Raw genomic sequence first — 15,636 nt, forward strand, 5'->3', positions numbered from 1 at the left:
CCCATGTTTACACTGTAAATCGCTAGACAACACCTGGGAACGCGTGATTAGAGTCAAAATTATAAACCACCTTGACACACCTCCCTGCCTTGGAATACTTCATGGATTCACAAAGTTCCGACACCAAAACAATCCCTCGTCCATGTGTGGTCGACTTCTCGATGCTTTTTTCATATTTAACATAATCAAAACCGCTGCCGTTGTGTTTCATAACCATCAAAAGCTGACGTGTACTGGGGTCAAATTGAATCGATAGTGTCACCCACAAATGCTCAGGCATATCGCGCAGTTTATCTTCTCTAAGTTGGTAAAAAGTGAAGAAGCCATCGGGCTCTTCTTTGATCTTCGAATCTAACTCTAGCAACCCATGTTCAATCGCGTTAGCGAACAGTTCCGATAAAACAGAGCAAACCAAATCCAAGTGATGGCCTGTAAATAAGCCCATTAAGCATTGCCTAACCTCGCCCATTACACTCACCGATTTCAGCACAGAGGCGGGAAAGTGCAACGTAGATTCAGTCGCGATTTTGCTGAGATAAAAGCTGGCTGGTTTGGCTTCTACTTCATTGTTGTTCGAAATGGGGAATTGCATGGTCAATATTGACAAGTCATCACCGACATTCCGATTAGCAAATTTTCTCACTGCATCAAACAACGTTGGAATGGTCGCGCGCTTGACCGCTAATGATGCTTCAAGCCGCTCTTGTCCGAATTGCTCCCTTTCTTCATTTTCAGCTTCAATCACCCCGTCGGTATAGCAGACGATTTTCTGATCCGGCTCTAGCTTTAAGTGAACAAGCTCACCTTCAAACTCATGGGGCTTTAATACGCCCAAAGGCATATGAGTCGACACCAGCTTACGCAAAATGGCACCGTCTTTATCCAGCAAATAACCATCGGGAAGCCCACCTCCCCACCAAGAGACCTCAAAACCATTCGCCCGAATTTCAAACACGCTGGCCGCCAGCATCATTCCCATGGGAAGAAAACGGCCTAACACATCGTTAAGCTCTCTAATGATTTCTCCCAGCGCAAGCCCCTTTGCCGCCATCGAAAAAAAGGCTCGGGTTGCCGGAATAGCCGAGATAGCAGCAGGTAAACCATGCCCCGTTGCATCCGCTATCATGACGTAAACACCACCATGGGGACGGTTAGCCACAAGGATGAGATCGCCATTAAACACCGTAGACGGCGTAGAAATATAGTCGACCCCGTAGATGCCTTTCACCTGAGCGCTCATTTCATCCATTAGGTTGGAAAAAATCGACTCGGCGATCGCATAATCGTACCGCACATGCTCATTGAACTTACTCAGTTCATCACGCTGAAGCCGCACCTCTTGGTGCATTTTAACGATACGAAAGTGCGCTTGCACTTTAGAGACTAAGATGCTTTTCTCAACGGGCTTGAGGATAAAGTCATCACCCAAGGACATGCAACGCTCAAATGAATCGAGGTCATCCAGAGCGGTGAGAAAGATGATCGGGATGTGGTGCTGTGGAAACGCCTCCCGAATTTCTTGCGCTGTAGTAAAGCCATCTTTTATTGGCATCATGACATCGAGCAAGATGACATCCGGCAGCGATGGCATCTCCTCCATGGCCTCAACCACCCCCTCACCACTTTCAAACTTGGTCAACTCATCAACGACCTGACTTAACATAGCGCCGCAAAGTTCTCGATTGGTGGCATGATCGTCAACGATTATCACATGCATAAGCGTTTCCTCAACTAACCACTATTCAATGGAGAATTTTTTATCGAACCTAGAGATGGTCAAAATCTTTCTCACCTGTGGCAAGGTGTTGGTAATGCGGATCATCCCATCATCTTGTTCGAGGTAATTATGCATATTGAGCAACATCCCAAGTCCGGCACTGTCGATATAATCCACCTTGCGCAGATCGATAGTAAATCGGAAATCTTTTTTATCAGAGTAACAGCGCCTAAAATCCTGTACTAAGTTAAACCCAAACGCCCCTTCAATGGATATAGTCACTTGCTTCGAGTTCGAATCAACTTGAGCTTCAACCGTCATACAATCCCCTTATTTTTTACAATCAGTATCTAAACTTATACAAACCGTTTCATTTAAAAAATTAAAATAATTCAACTTCACCCTCTTCTATCGACTCCTGAGATGCGGCGGGAGCACCACGTTGATCGATACTGGATTTCAGCTCAGACAAAGACTGAATCAACTGTTCCTGATTGACTTTTTTCTCCGCATGCGCTGCCAGTAACTCACAAATGTTCTCCAGAAAGCCGACACTGAGTTTCGCGTAGTCCCCCTGTTGAATAATAATATCGGTAAATTGAAGTGCTCGAATACCATCACCAACCCGCTGATGCAGTGTGTCGCCAAGCGACTGGATTTTTTGCACTTCCTCTTCGACGGCCTCATTCACTTGCTGAACGCCTTTAAGCATTTGGTCTACTTTTTCCTTCGATGAAATCGCTTCAGTCATGTCAATTGACGCCATTTCTCCCACCGTTTTATTAGCCTCTTGGACCGTCTCCTGAGCGATATTGATTTCTTTGCCAATTTCACGGTTCAACTCATCAGCTTTCACCGAAAGATTACGCACCTCCTGTGCTACAACAGCAAACCCCCTTCCCGCTTCGCCCGCTCTCGCAGCTTCAATCGCTGCATTTAAAGCCAGTAAGTTCGTTTGTTCGGATAACCCTCTCACTTGTGCCAACAGTTTAAACACGATATCTAACTTATCGGACATATCATGAATACTATGAACCGCGGAAATACTTCTTTCAGAGACTTTAATTAACGTGTCGACAAACTCAGTAATGATTGCTTCTGTTTCAGGCAGAACTTGAGTTATATCGTAGGTATCTTCTCGGTTCCCTAATAGGTTATCGACCAAATGCTTGGTGATTTCATTTTGTCCTTCGGCTAACCGTTGTAATTCAAAGAAACTTTCGTTGAGCGTTTCCGCCGATTCATCCACCACACCATGTTGATGATTCAGTGGTTCATTGAGCTGGGTGGTGAGCTGGCGCAAAACCTCACTCGTACTCTTTGTTAACAACCGGTTATCGCGAGGTGCATCATCGGCCACGGGAGTCAGCGTTTTTCTGTTAACCATCGAATCAACACGTGGGAACACGAACCATGGTATAGCGGCCGCGAGGACCGCAATCGCGACATTCGCCATCGAGGACGACAAAGTCATACCAATCGACAATAAAACAATTTGAACGCCTATCGCAAAACCATAACGGTACCTATAGTCTGTAATTATTTTACTCATCGCACTTTCCTGACGTTATATTCTGTTACGAGCTTGATTTTAAGCAGTCACAGATGGCCTGAGGGATCTTTTTTAGATTCAAGACTTGTTGAGCAGCGTCTAATTCTACGGCAACTCTGGGCATTCCCCAGACCACCGAAGACGCTTTATCCTGAGCAATTGTCTTGGCCCCTTTTTGCTTCATATTGAGCATGCCGTGAGCGCCATCTTGTCCCATTCCAGTTAAAATTACGCCAATTGAGTTAGCTCCGACCGTCTCGCAAACCGCATCAAACATCACATCGACAGAAGGTTTGTGCCGATTGACAGCGGGGCTATCATCAAGTTGGCAATATAAGTGGTTTCCCCGTTTTGTGACCACCAAATGCTTATCTCCAGGGGCCACATAAGCGCACCCATTAACTAAAGGCGCTTTACTGACTGATAATTCTTTGACTTGAATATCGCTGTTTTCATTTAACCGTGCCGCAAACGATGCGCTGAACATTGCGCTAATGTGTTGCGTAATGATAATAGGAGGCAGCCCAGCGGGCAGGGCCGACAAAACTTGATTGACTGCTTCAGTGCCCCCCGTGGAGGCCCCAATAGCAATCACTTCCACTGACGTTTTATAGCTCTCCGCTTGCACTTTTTTCGCCGGATGATGCTTACTTCTGTCTTGAAGCACATTTGCACCAGCCGCCATTTTGATCTTGTCGTTAACTAACCCTTTATAGTTGACCATTTCCCCAGTCGCCTCGACACTGGGCTTGGGAAAGTAGTCCACCGCCCCAAGCGCAAGCGCGGTTAAGGTCGGCTCTGCGCCATGTTGGGTCAAGGTCGAGATCATCACAACAGGCATCGGCCGCAGACGCATCAGATTTTTTAGAAACTGAACCCCATTCATCTTGGGCATCTCAATATCTAACGTCAGCACATCTGGGTTATGAACCTTAATAAGCTCCCTCGCTTCAAAAGGATCTTCCGCCATCGCCACGACTTCCAGCTCAGGGTCAGAGCTGATCAATTCACAAAGTAATGCCCGAAAAACAGGAGAATCATCCACCACCAACACTTTAATTTTTTTCATTAGAACAGCTCCACATCATCGTCATGTGAACGATGACTTTCTTTGTCCAGCTCGCTGGCATATTTGTCTTCTTGTTGCTGTAAGTGATGCACTTCGTTGTACGGAATACGCTTAAGCCAAGCTTTGCCCTTGAGCGGGTCAAACATGATTTTTCTGGGATCGATGCCCCCTAAGTCTTGAGCAACCACCTGCAATTGTTCTTGCTCAACATACTTAAGAATGAAAGCGATGTTCTTTTCTCCTATCATCGAGTGACGGCCCAACATTTGTGCGCCCCCAAACAACTTCACTTTGAGCCTGTTTCTTGACGCCCCGCGAGAAATCAAAGCGTTTATCAGCATTTCCATCGCATGACCACCGTAACGTGACGCGACAGACACAACCTCATCCGGACTCCAGGCATTAATTTCTGAATGATTATGAAAAGGCAATAAAAAGTGATTCATTCCGCCGACCGCTGCAAACTCATCCCAAATACACGCAGAAATGCACGACCCTAGACCCGTCGCGATGATCTCGTCTTCAGCGGTACAATACAGCCCGCCAGGAAACACTTTGATCATGTGCTTTTCCTTTTGCGGATGATAAAAGCGATTAAAGTGGCTATTTTCGTACTTGGGCTTAGTTGCCTTTGGACCGATCATTGTTGCTCCTATTGCTTAACATAAATCGTTTTGCCCAAGTTGCGAAACAGGTCACTGCACGACCCTGCACTCTCAGAATGGCCAATAAACAACACACCGTTAGGCTTCAATTGTTGATGAAACCGTCTGATCAGCTTCTCCTGAGTCGGCTTATCAAAATAAATCATCACATTACGACATGAAATAAGGTCAAATGGATGAGAGAAATCCCAATCCTCCAACAAATTGAGTTGTTTGAATCGAATAAACTGCTGTAACTTCTCCGCAATTTTAATATTTCCTCGCTGACTCGCCTTCCCCCTAAAAAAAGACGACTTCAGATATTTTTCAGGAATAGAAGAGATCGCTTCATCGCTGTAGATACCTTGTTTAGCATGAGCCAAAACCTTGGTATCAAGATCCGTGGCCGTGATTGAGACCTGTCCAAACTGCTTAAAAGCACCGGCACAATTCAAGGATGAAACAAAACTGTAGGGCTCTTCGCCTGTGGAGCAGCCCGCAGACCAAATGCTCAGATCCTTCAGCCCCATTTGTTTCCACTCTTTCAGCATGACTTGTTCTAGAAACTCAAAGTGATGATATTCACGAAAGAACTGGGTTTTGTTGGTCGTCAGGCTGTTGATAAAATTCACTCGTTCTTCGCCATCTTGCTCAATCTGTGGCTGATAGTCTGAAAAACGTTTGAGGCCCAGCCGCCTCAACTGGCGGCTGACTCTGCCATATACCATGGTCCTCTTTCGATCAGAAAAATAGATTCCGGCATGCTTATGCATGAACCACTGGATAAATTTAAAGTCTTTGTCCGTCAGTTCAAATTCATTATCCGTTGAATCCTTATCGTTGCGGGTTAAAACTCTTCCCATTCTTCCCCGTCCTCGCCCGCGCTTAATCCTGAATTAGCAACGCGCGGTGCACGTATTTCCCTTACGTTGCCTTTCGGTGCACCGGTATCTGGTCGCTTAGCACTTTCAAATGTCGACACATTGTCGTCACTGGCAAAGAAGTTCATTAGGTGAATAAGCTGCTTACCTTCGTCTTTAAGTGACTGACTGGCCGCCGAGGTTTGTTCAACCAAAGAGGCATTCTGTTGTGTCATTTCATCCATAGTAGAAATGGCTCGGTTGATTTCATCAATACCCGTGGATTGTTCGATACTCGAAGACGCAATCTGCGCAATCAATCCATTCACTTTTTCAACCGCTTCCACCAATTCACTGAGCGTTTCTCCAGATTCATCCACCAAACGCGAGCCTTCATCAACTTTCTCGACACTGTCTTTGATCAGGCCTTTAATCTCTTTGGCCGCCGCAGCACTTCGCTGAGCGAGGTTTCTCACTTCACCCGCGACCACCGCAAATCCACGCCCCTGCTCACCCGCTCTCGCTGCCTCTACCGCTGCGTTAAGGGCCAGTAAGTTAGTTTGGAAGGCAATTTCATCGATGACACCGATAATATCGGCAATTTTCTTGCTTGCGGTGTTAATCTCAGACATCGCTGATACTGCCTGACCAACCACTTCACCGCCTTTGCTGGCTTTTTTGGTTGCATCTTCAGCCAGCGTATTTGCGCCTTTTGCGTTGTCTGCATTTTGGCGCACCGTTGCCGTCATTTGCTCCATACTGGCCGCCGTCTCTTCAAGGTTTGAAGCCTGTGCTTCTACCCGTTGACTAAGATCGTTGTTACCCTCTGCAATTTCCGTCGACGCCGTGGCTACGCGAGCCGAAGATTGGGTAATTTTATCGACCATATTGCGTAAGTTGATGATCGAGGTATTGACGGCATCAGAAAGGCGACCAAATTCACCTTTGTTGTCGTCGTCCATATTCGTATTTAAATCGCCGTCCGCGACCCGACTCATGACATCAATACACTGACCAATGGGGGCAACCATAGTATCGAGCAAATTATTGATGCCATCCCCCAGCTCTTTCATAAAGCCGTTATAAACGGAGGTATCGATTCGTTCAGCAAATTCACCAGCAATGGCACGCTGAATCATTGCTTCAACTTGTCTTTGCCCATCTTGCTGCTCGGTAATGTCTTCCCATTGCAATGCCGGCCCAATATAGTTACCACTGGCATCATGCATGGCGATACAGGTCAGGTTGAACTCCAACCCGCCCACCGCGATATTGGAGGAAAAAGGCAGGCGATCTGGATTGTTGATGATGTTTCTTTGATGGCTGGGGTTTTTGTGAAAAACATCGATATTTTTTCCCACCAAGTTACTGGCATCAAATCCAGTAAGCACTTTCTTCAAGTCGTCTTCTCGTGACTTGAGCAAATTGAATAGTGAAGGGTTAAGGTACTGAATAATCCCGTCTTTGTCGGCCATCATAAGATTGGTTGTCATGCCCTTGACCGCTGAAGCCAAACGTCCAACTTCTTGTTGTTGTGCTCGCTCTTCTGTGACATCTCGCCACTCCAAAGAGTTGCCGATGTAATTCCCCTTTGAATCCGTCACCGCCGCTACGTTTAACTCAATTTTGATGTCAGCAATGTCGATGTCGGTTTGGAAGGGCAAATTTCCGGGATCCGAGAGCATCTGCCGTTGATGAGCTGGGTTCTTATGGAACTCGTCTATACACCGGCCCATCAACCACTCTTCGGAAGCCGTGAACCCCGCCCAAACCGTCCGCAAGGTCGCTTCGTGCTTCCCAAACAGGTCAATGGTTTCTTGATTCGCGTAAGTAATGAAAAAGTCTCTATCTATCATCACCATCGCGGTCTGAGCTTGGTCAACCGCCGCTCGTAACCTTGCCACCTCATCTTGCTGTGCACGGATGGCCGTGACATCCGACCATTCCAACGTATTACCGATGTAATTCCCCTGCGCATCAGTGATGGAGGCTACATTAAGTTCAATAATTAAATCCGCAATCTTAATGTCGGTTTTATAAGGGAGGTTATTCGGGTCCGACAGTAGCTTTCTCTGATGAGCTGGGTTGGTATGGAACTCATCAATGCAGCGCCCCATTAACCACTCTTCAGATGCGGTAAACCCTGACCAAACTGAGCGCAGCGTCGTTTCATGTTTGCCGAATAAGTCTATTGTCTCTTGGTTGGCGTAGGTGATCAGAAAATCTCGGTCAATCATCACCATGGCGGTTTGGGCCTGATCAACCGCCGCTTGCAATCTGGCCACATCGTCTTGCTGAGCTCGGGCGCCCGTGACATCCGACCATTCCAACGTATTACCAATGTAATTCCCCTGCGCATCAGTGATGGAGGCTACATTAAGTTCAATAATTAAATCCGCAATCTTAATGTCGGTTTTATAAGGGAGGTTATTCGGGTCCGACAGTAGCTTTCTCTGATGAGCTGGGTTGGTATGGAACTCATCAATGCAGCGCCCCATTAACCACTCTTCAGATGCGGTAAACCCTGACCAAACTGAGCGCAGCGTCGTTTCATGTTTGCCGAATAAGTCTATTGTCTCTTGGTTGGCGTAGGTGATCAGAAAATCTCGGTCAATCATCACCATGGCGGTTTGGGCTTGATCAACCGCCGCTTGTAATCTGGCCACATCGTCTTGCTGTGCACGAATGCTTGTGACATCTGACCACTCTAAGGTGTTGCCAATGTAATTTCCTTGTGCATCGGTAATAGACGCCACATTGAGCTCAATAATTAAGTCACCAATCTTGATATCGGTTTTATGAGGAAGGTTGGCAGGGTCCGACAGTAACTTCCTCTGATGCGCAGGGTTTTGGTGAAATTCATCAATACAGCGCCCCATCAACCAGTCTTCAGACGCAGTAAAACCAGACCAAACAGAGCGGAAGGTCGCTTCATGTTTGCTAAACAGTTTTAGGGTTTCTTGATTCGCATAGATGATCAAAAAATCTCGGTCAATCATGACCATGGCGGTCTGAGCCTGGTTAACCGCCGCTTGCAACCGAGCCATATCATCCTGCTGCTTAATCGCATCCGTCACATCAGACCATTCGAGCGTGTTACCAACGTAATCCCCTTGGCCGTCGATAATGGCCCCGACATTCAGTTCAATCTCAACGTCCTTAACCTTTATCGTTGTGGTATAGGGCATATTCGAGGGATTGGACAACATCTGCCTCTGGTGCGCGGGATTGGAATGAAATCCGTCGATACAATATCCCATCAAAAATTCTTCATCTGCTTTGAAGTTTGGCCACAAAGATTGAAAAAGTGACTCATGCATTTTTAGTAGATCAAGAGATTTCTGGTTCACATACGTAATGTTAAAATCCCGGTCAATCATCATTAATGCTGTCTGTGCTGCATTCAAAGCCGAAAACAGCTGGTCCTTTGACAGTCCCTGCTCAGGCTCGTAGTCATCCATCAAGCTATCCTGAGCGGTTGCACCAAATTGCGCAGCTGCAGCAGGTCGCGGTTTCCTATTCCAAAATGCCATGTGTCACCTCTCACTGATTGCTTCGTCTGTATGCTAGGCCCAACTCTCTTCAGTCTGGTCAGGTACAGCAAGCTCCGATACGTCAAATAGAGCTTCAAGTTTGATTAGTATTAAGTGACCATTTTCAACCGAAGCAATGCCTCGAATGTAACTATGATCAACTGAATCCGATACATGTGGTGCTGGTTTTATTTGTTCATCCGTTAACGGATACACTTCCGACACTCCGTCAACAATAATACCCAGTGGGTGCATTTGGGCATCGTTAAGTACTATGACTACCGTAGTCGCACCGATTTCCGCAAGCGATAACCCAAATCGTGCTCGTATATCGACAATCGGTACATACTCACCCCGTATTTCTAACAAACCCAACATAAAATCTGGAGAATTAGGCACTTCTCGAACAGCGCTCCAACCGCGCACTTCGCGCACATCCAATATGGGAACCCCGTATTCCTCGTCACCGAGAAGAAAGCTTAAAAATTCTTGCGGCATGATCATCATTGGTTCCTCAAAATAGCGTCGATGTTGAGTAGTTCCTCGGTATTGAGCAATGACATCACCTGATCACCGACATTAAGAAGCCCCTGTAAGTAGGGGGTAACCGCTGATTCACCCACACTCGGATAGAGTTCATTTTGCCCCTGACTCACCACATCACTAACCGCATCAACAACCAAACCCATCAAGCGCTCCAACTCATCAGTCTGGAAACGTAAAACAATCACCACGGTTGTCGCCAGATACTCACTGTCGCCAACATCAAATCGACTGCGTAAATCAACCACGGGCACGATCATCCCCCGTAAGTTGATCACCCCTTTGACAAATTGAGGTGAATAGGGGATTGGCGTTGGTCTTTCCCAAACTCGAATCTCTTCGACGTCCTTAATGTCCACCCCATACAGTTCACCTTCCAGTTTAAAACTCAAAAAGTCAGCGCTTTCAGACACACCCTCTTGACTGACCTGATGCAGTGTCGCCTGCGCCTGTTCTTCTATCATCTCCCGTGACTGAGATTGGGTTTGTGCGGATGCATCCATATGACCTCCTTAAGCCGCCATACCACTGTTATTCGAATCAGAAGAACGATTAAGAAAATGGGAAATCAAGCCCTGAATATCAAGAATCAGTGAAACGGAGCCATCACCTAAAATTGTCGCCCCTGAAATTCCGGGTACTTTACTGTAATTCGATTCTAAGCTTTTAATCACAACCTGTTGCTGGTCAAGCAACTCATCAAGTAACAAACCAACCCGATTACCGGCCGCTTCGACAAAGCACAAAATACGCTCGTCAAGCGCGCCGCTTTGTCCCATTTTTAGTTCTTCTTGCAAACGCAGAATGGGGATATTTTCTTCTCGAAGTCGATAGAGTTCCACGCCACCAGAAGCGAGCTTGATACAGCTGGTATCAATTTGAATAGATTCAACAATGGTCAACAACGGAATGACGTACACCTCTCCGCCGACTTTGACCAACTGACCGTCCAAAATAGCCAGCGTCAATGGAAGACTGATCGTAAAACAGCTGCCAGAGCCCAGTTGCGATTCAACTTCAATATGACCGCCAAGCTCTTCGATGTTTCGCCTCACCACATCCATACCCACACCACGACCAGAAATATCGGACACCTCTTCTGCCGTCGAGAAACCCGGCGCAAAGATAAGGTTCATGATTTGCTTATCCGCAATGTCTTCACGTCGTGAGTCCGGCGCCAGTACTCCTTTCTCTATCGCTTTATTCCATAACTTTTCACAATTGAGGCCCGCACCATCATCTTTTATTTCAATCACAATCGAGCCACCTTGGTGGTACGCATTGAGACTAATCACACCCAGTTCTGGTTTCCCCTGTTGAGCACGGATCGCGGGAAGTTCAATACCGTGATCGATGCCGTTTCTGACCAAGTGAACCAGCGGATCAACAATCCGCTCCAACACCGTTTTATCGAGTTCGGTCTGTTCTCCCTGTATCTGAAGATCAACTTGTTTTTCCAAACGACCAGACAAATCGCGCACCAATCGAGGAAAGCGACTGAAGGCGAAGCTCATTGGTAACATGCGAATATTGAGTACGTTTTCCTGAAGATCTTTGCTATTTTGCAGCAGTTGATCGAGACCGACTTTAAGCTTCTCCAGCTTGTCGATCGTAAAGTCATTGCCAATTTCCGTCAGCATCGACTGAGTAATGACCAACTCACCAACCAAGTTGATCAAACTGTCGACCTTATCGATATCCACCCGAATAGAGGTCACACTAGAATCAGATTTAGCGCCTTTCGGTGGCTTCTGGGTTGCTGGCGCCGAAGGCGAAGCCGACGCTTCTGATGGAGGGGGTGGCTGAGATTGGTTAGGCTCGACAGTCGATGAATCGGCGACGCTGTCTTGTTCAGTCGGGTCCTCAACGGATTCCGTTTTAAGCTCTACCTTAAGTTCACACTCATCTTCAACCCACTCAAAAATTTCTCGAATGCTCTCCTCTGAGACTTCGCCATTCAACGTCGCTTGCCATTTGAGATAACACAATTCTGCTTCAATGACTTCAATGTCAGGTAAAGCCTCAGTGTCCACTGTCATACTGCAATCAGCGTCGAGATCTTTCAGCTCTCTGAGAATACGTAACGGGTCATTACCGCTAAAGAACATTTCGCGATGAGGCTCAAAATACACCGCCCAATAAGCCCCTTGTTGATGTGGAGCCGTGGTCTCACTTTCAACAACCGCTTGATTGTTTTGCTCAGGCTCTACAGCAGCCTCGCCTAACAACTCATGTAATTGCGCGCTGATCTGTTTTTGGGATTCGGTATCGACTTCATGGCCTTGCTCGTGTCCCTCCAGCATTGTGTGGATGCAATCGCTGCTTTTCAGCAATAAGTCGAGGGTGGCAACCGTCAGTTCTCGCTCATGATTACGAACTAAGTCTAGGTAGGCTTCAACAGAGTGGGTAAATTCACTAATATCGAGGAGGTTGAAGGTCGCTGCTCCACCTTTAATAGAATGGGCTGCGCGAAAAATAGTATTAATGGACTCGTCATCAACCGACGTCACATTTAAATTCACTAAAACATCTTCGAGCACCTCAAGATTTTCACGACACTCTTCGTAAAACATCTTGCGCAGTTGTTCCATGTCTAAAGCCATACGCTTTTCCTTGCCTACTGACGTTAGTAGCGTTTAATTTTTTTTAGATCACTCGTTTTAATGTCTTCAGCAATGTTTCCGGATTAAAGGGTTTAACTAGCCATCCCGTCGCACCCGCTAATTTTCCTTGCTGTTTTTTTTCTGCACTGGTTTCCGTCGTTAACATCAAAATGGGAATAAACTTATACTGGGGTTTATCTCTTAGTGCTTTGACCAATTCAAAACCACCCATATTGGGCATATTAACGTCAGAGATCACCACATCAAATTTGTTACTTGCCACCTTACTGAGGGCATCACGCCCATCATTAGCGGTTTCTACGTCATAACCCGCATCCTTCAACGTGTGACTGACCATTTGGCGAATGGATACGGAATCATCTACTGCGAGAATCTTAGTCATCGTGATTACTCTCCGACTTTCGTTGCTAACTCAAACACTTTTTGCAAACCCAATGTTTCTATTGCATCTTGCAAAGGAACACTGGGTTTGCACAATTGAATGTCTTGTTGATTCTTTTTCGCGGAAATAAAAAAAGACGAAAGCAGTTGAATGCCAGCCGCATCCACTCGTGTCACGCACTCGGCGTTGAGTCGAATGGGATCGGTGTTATCCAGCCAAGCCTTGTACTGGGTTACTGTGTCAAGCACAGTAGAAATGTCTAAAGCCTCAGGAAGTAAGCACTCCATGTTTAACCTTCACTTTTCTTTTAATTTCCTAGCCGTTATGTAAGCTTTACGCTCAGTGTTGAGTGTAGGAAGAAATGGGTAATTCGCAAACCAAGAAAGGGGGAGAGATCAAAGACTAACGAGATATGTTGGCTATTGTTCGGTAAAATTTTTATATTTTTTATACAGTTAACAACAGAGATAAATGTTAGGAAAAATACTCATAATTTAGGGGTCACGCATACAATGCGGTTTCATATAATTTGATCTAAATCAATTTTCATCTGAAAAACACTAACATAGCGTCGTTGCATAGCCGTAATTTTCCATTATTTACACTGTAAAATTGCGCCCCATGACATCAAGGTTCGTCATTTTTACAGTGTACATTTTTTTAAAGGTCCATGTTAACTTTTAAGAGTATTGATCAGCGCCAACAAATCTGCGCGAAATTGCGTTTCTGATTGTTTTCTGCCTGCCAAAGCGAATTCTTGGCTACAGGCTTTCCAACTCCATCGTTGGAGAACTTTTCGTATTAGTAAATCAGAACTGCAAGTGAGTGCTTGGTGAGAAGACAATAGCCATTCTTCGACAAATATCGCCACACTCTCATAACTCCCTCCACCTAAGCAGTAATGTTCTATGAGTGGGCGCTGCCTTAAAGAGGCTGTGGAAGCATCACCTTTGGGGATTAGATTACGTACAATGTCGGTTTCAATATCAGCAAACGATTCGCTGATAAGAAAACGAAATGACTGAGCGTAGTGCCGCTTAGCATCCGCTAGCCAACGGGTATCGCCTTTAATCATCGCAACAGAATGGCAACCACTGGCATTATCACGCTGTACACCCAGTTTAACGATGCTAAAACCATTCTTACTCCAGAATTGAATCAGCTCGCTGGTGGCCCCAAAGCTGGTGGAGATAAAGTCATGGGTTGTTAATGCCGCAAGCTGTTTAATGAATGCAGAGCCGATACCTTGCTGTTGAAAATCTGGATGAATGGCGATTCGCATAATCCTCACACTGGTTTGACTGGCCGCTTCTGACAAACCGAGGTGATTGGCCAACATAGTGGGAACAAGATGACCTTTCGGCCGCCTCCGTCCATGTTGTACCGCATTAATGAGATCAGCGTCTAATCCACCTTCTGCTATCGTCAATATGCATCCAACACACAATCCATCGATGAAACAACCCAATAATTGTATTGCCTGATCGTCCAGTATCAGCATCAAATCGTTGGGCGAGGTCTGATAATGTGCATTGACCAATAAAGCAAAACACGCTTTCAATTTACCCGAATCATGAATCCATTCCTGTTTGTCTATCGCTTCAAGTTGCCACTCTGTTGTGCCCTGAAGGAGCGGTGTTTTCAATTCACTATCAAGCAGAAAAGTCTCAAACAGCCACTTCTCAAGCGGATCTTGAGTATTCCAGCGAATTGGCTGATCGAGGTGAAAGAATACCGCCTGCGGTCGATGCTGTTTGAGCCAGGTTTGGAACTTCACCGTAAACCCCCTACCACAACCTTCGTAACCATGAACGGTACTGGAGAAAACACAGCGATGATAGCGTGCCACCATTTTTTGCAACATGGCAATAGGGATGGTCGCGGCTTCATCAACAAACAGGCAATCGCATTCAGGCTCAGTGCGTAATAGCTCATCAGGGGCGATAAAGATCAGTTCCGATGCGTCAGATTGCAAGTGGCCTTTTTTTAAGGTCGAGCCGGGCAAATGTTGATGAGCATGCTCGAACACAGGCTGAACAGTGGCTAGACTTGGCGCTGTTACCAATATGCGCAATTTCCGTAAAGGCATCATTTCACTGGCCGCCAGTCCTAATGCGCTGCTCTTTCCTCTGCCTCTATCCGCCGTCAATACCAATGGTCGTTTTCGATGACCTTCAACGACCTTGCGAATTTTCTCAATCGCGCATTTTTGCTCAGCCAATGGCTGACCTTGATCAGTTGCAAATACAGGCAGATCGGGTAACGCCTTCCCTTGCTCAAGTTGAAGTAACTGACAAAATGCGGTGTCTAACCACTGAGCACCTAACGACTGAACAGGCCGCAGCGTGGGTAAGATAATAACCCCTCCCCCGCCATGCACGCAGCCCAAAGCTGCACTAAAGGAATTGGCATCAAAGCCATCAGAAAAATCACAGATGAGTAACCCGCATTCTTGTCCAAGCAATTGCTGGCCTTTTTTGACATTCACGTATCGAGTGACTTCTGGCTGTATTTCTCCTCCCAACTGAAACACCGTCGAATCAGCATAGACTTGCTTTGCAACGGCAAGCGTCGTTATTTGCCAATCACGCTGTCCTCGCAATACCATACCAAACCGTTGGTTTGCGCGTTTTGCTGCATCATTAAGTAGGGAAAAGAATGTGTTCATCGCCGCATCAGAAAAATCAAAAAGTAAACGAATTATAACAAGTT

13 protein-coding genes are annotated in these 15,636 nt (G+C 46.2%); all 13 read right to left on the minus strand.

Annotation, left to right across the window (positions count from 1 at the left end; all coding sequences use genetic code 11):
- Positions 1 to 22: 22 nt before the first annotated feature.
- The 13 genes from HLM86_RS07295 to HLM86_RS07355 all read right to left on the minus strand — a co-directional run bounded on the left by HLM86_RS07295 (position 23) and on the right by HLM86_RS07355 (position 15,592).
- A complete protein-coding gene (locus tag HLM86_RS07295) occupies positions 23 to 1,717 on the minus strand; it encodes an ATP-binding SpoIIE family protein phosphatase (protein ID WP_170882507.1) in 1,695 nt (564 codons plus the stop codon).
- A gap of 21 nt (positions 1,718 to 1,738) precedes the next feature.
- On the minus strand, positions 1,739 to 2,038 hold the full coding sequence (locus HLM86_RS07300) for an STAS domain-containing protein (RefSeq protein ID WP_076588249.1): 300 nt from the start codon (positions 2,036 to 2,038) through the stop codon (positions 1,739 to 1,741).
- Positions 2,039 to 2,099: 61 nt separating this feature from the next.
- Positions 2,100 to 3,269: a methyl-accepting chemotaxis protein gene (locus HLM86_RS07305; RefSeq protein WP_076588251.1), complete on the minus strand. Its 1,170-nt coding sequence runs from the start codon at positions 3,267 to 3,269 to the stop codon at positions 2,100 to 2,102.
- Positions 3,270 to 3,294: 25 nt separating this feature from the next.
- Positions 3,295 to 4,338, minus strand: coding sequence for a protein-glutamate methylesterase/protein-glutamine glutaminase (locus HLM86_RS07310; protein ID WP_170882508.1), 1,044 nt, complete (start codon positions 4,336 to 4,338; stop codon positions 3,295 to 3,297).
- Positions 4,338 to 4,982 carry a chemotaxis protein CheD gene (locus tag HLM86_RS07315; protein WP_076588255.1) on the minus strand — a complete coding sequence of 215 codons (645 nt, stop codon included), beginning with the start codon at positions 4,980 to 4,982 and terminating at the stop codon, positions 4,338 to 4,340. The genes HLM86_RS07310 and HLM86_RS07315 overlap by 1 nt, the downstream gene beginning before the upstream one ends.
- A gap of 8 nt (positions 4,983 to 4,990) precedes the next feature.
- Positions 4,991 to 5,845 carry a CheR family methyltransferase gene (locus tag HLM86_RS07320; RefSeq protein WP_170882509.1) on the minus strand — a complete coding sequence of 285 codons (855 nt, stop codon included), beginning with the start codon at positions 5,843 to 5,845 and terminating at the stop codon, positions 4,991 to 4,993.
- The gene (gene aer2, locus HLM86_RS07325) at positions 5,830 to 9,375 is read right to left on the minus strand and encodes an aerotaxis transducer Aer2 (protein ID WP_083949324.1); all 3,546 of its coding nucleotides are present in this window, start codon (positions 9,373 to 9,375) and stop codon (positions 5,830 to 5,832) included. Before aer2 ends, HLM86_RS07320 begins: the two co-directional genes overlap by 16 nt.
- A gap of 33 nt (positions 9,376 to 9,408) precedes the next feature.
- Positions 9,409 to 9,879 carry a chemotaxis protein CheW gene (locus HLM86_RS07330; protein ID WP_076588258.1) on the minus strand — a complete coding sequence of 157 codons (471 nt, stop codon included), beginning with the start codon at positions 9,877 to 9,879 and terminating at the stop codon, positions 9,409 to 9,411.
- Positions 9,879 to 10,382: a chemotaxis protein CheW gene (locus tag HLM86_RS07335; protein ID WP_076588580.1), complete on the minus strand. Its 504-nt coding sequence runs from the start codon at positions 10,380 to 10,382 to the stop codon at positions 9,879 to 9,881. Before HLM86_RS07335 ends, HLM86_RS07330 begins: the two co-directional genes overlap by 1 nt.
- A gap of 48 nt (positions 10,383 to 10,430) precedes the next feature.
- Positions 10,431 to 12,521, minus strand: a complete 2,091-nt coding sequence (locus HLM86_RS07340) for a chemotaxis protein CheA (RefSeq protein ID WP_170882510.1) — start codon at positions 12,519 to 12,521, stop codon at positions 10,431 to 10,433.
- 43 nt (positions 12,522 to 12,564) lie between these two features.
- Entirely contained in the window at positions 12,565 to 12,924 is a 360-nt protein-coding gene (locus HLM86_RS07345; protein ID WP_076588262.1) for a response regulator, read from the minus strand.
- Positions 12,925 to 12,929: 5 nt separating this feature from the next.
- Positions 12,930 to 13,211: an STAS domain-containing protein gene (locus HLM86_RS07350; protein ID WP_076588264.1), complete on the minus strand. Its 282-nt coding sequence runs from the start codon at positions 13,209 to 13,211 to the stop codon at positions 12,930 to 12,932.
- 386 nt (positions 13,212 to 13,597) lie between these two features.
- Positions 13,598 to 15,592, minus strand: coding sequence for a tRNA(Met) cytidine acetyltransferase TmcA domain-containing protein (locus HLM86_RS07355; protein ID WP_170882511.1), 1,995 nt, complete (start codon positions 15,590 to 15,592; stop codon positions 13,598 to 13,600).
- Between the last annotated feature and the right edge of the window lie 44 nt (positions 15,593 to 15,636).

The sequence above is a fragment of the Vibrio ostreicida genome (assembly GCF_013074385.2).
GTDB lineage: Bacteria > Pseudomonadota > Gammaproteobacteria > Enterobacterales > Vibrionaceae > Vibrio > Vibrio ostreicida.

Bases quoted from the DNA above. Each gene is read 5' to 3' on its own strand.
- HLM86_RS07295 (WP_170882507.1), bottom strand. From the start codon at position 1,717: ATGCATGTGATAATCGTTGACGATCATGCCACCAATCGAGAACTTTGC.
- HLM86_RS07300 (WP_076588249.1), bottom strand. From the start codon at position 2,038: ATGACGGTTGAAGCTCAAGTTGATTCGAACTCGAAGCAAGTGACTATA.
- HLM86_RS07305 (WP_076588251.1), bottom strand. From the start codon at position 3,269: ATGAGTAAAATAATTACAGACTATAGGTACCGTTATGGTTTTGCGATA.
- HLM86_RS07310 (WP_170882508.1), bottom strand. From the start codon at position 4,338: ATGAAAAAAATTAAAGTGTTGGTGGTGGATGATTCTCCTGTTTTTCGG.
- HLM86_RS07315 (WP_076588255.1), bottom strand. From the start codon at position 4,982: ATGATCGGTCCAAAGGCAACTAAGCCCAAGTACGAAAATAGCCACTTT.
- HLM86_RS07320 (WP_170882509.1), bottom strand. From the start codon at position 5,845: ATGGGAAGAGTTTTAACCCGCAACGATAAGGATTCAACGGATAATGAA.
- aer2 (WP_083949324.1), bottom strand. From the start codon at position 9,375: ATGGCATTTTGGAATAGGAAACCGCGACCTGCTGCAGCTGCGCAATTT.
- HLM86_RS07330 (WP_076588258.1), bottom strand. From the start codon at position 9,879: ATGATCATGCCGCAAGAATTTTTAAGCTTTCTTCTCGGTGACGAGGAA.
- HLM86_RS07335 (WP_076588580.1), bottom strand. From the start codon at position 10,382: ATGATAGAAGAACAGGCGCAGGCGACACTGCATCAGGTCAGTCAAGAG.
- HLM86_RS07340 (WP_170882510.1), bottom strand. From the start codon at position 12,521: ATGGCTTTAGACATGGAACAACTGCGCAAGATGTTTTACGAAGAGTGT.
- HLM86_RS07345 (WP_076588262.1), bottom strand. From the start codon at position 12,924: ATGACTAAGATTCTCGCAGTAGATGATTCCGTATCCATTCGCCAAATG.
- HLM86_RS07350 (WP_076588264.1), bottom strand. From the start codon at position 13,211: ATGGAGTGCTTACTTCCTGAGGCTTTAGACATTTCTACTGTGCTTGAC.
- HLM86_RS07355 (WP_170882511.1), bottom strand. From the start codon at position 15,592: ATGAACACATTCTTTTCCCTACTTAATGATGCAGCAAAACGCGCAAAC.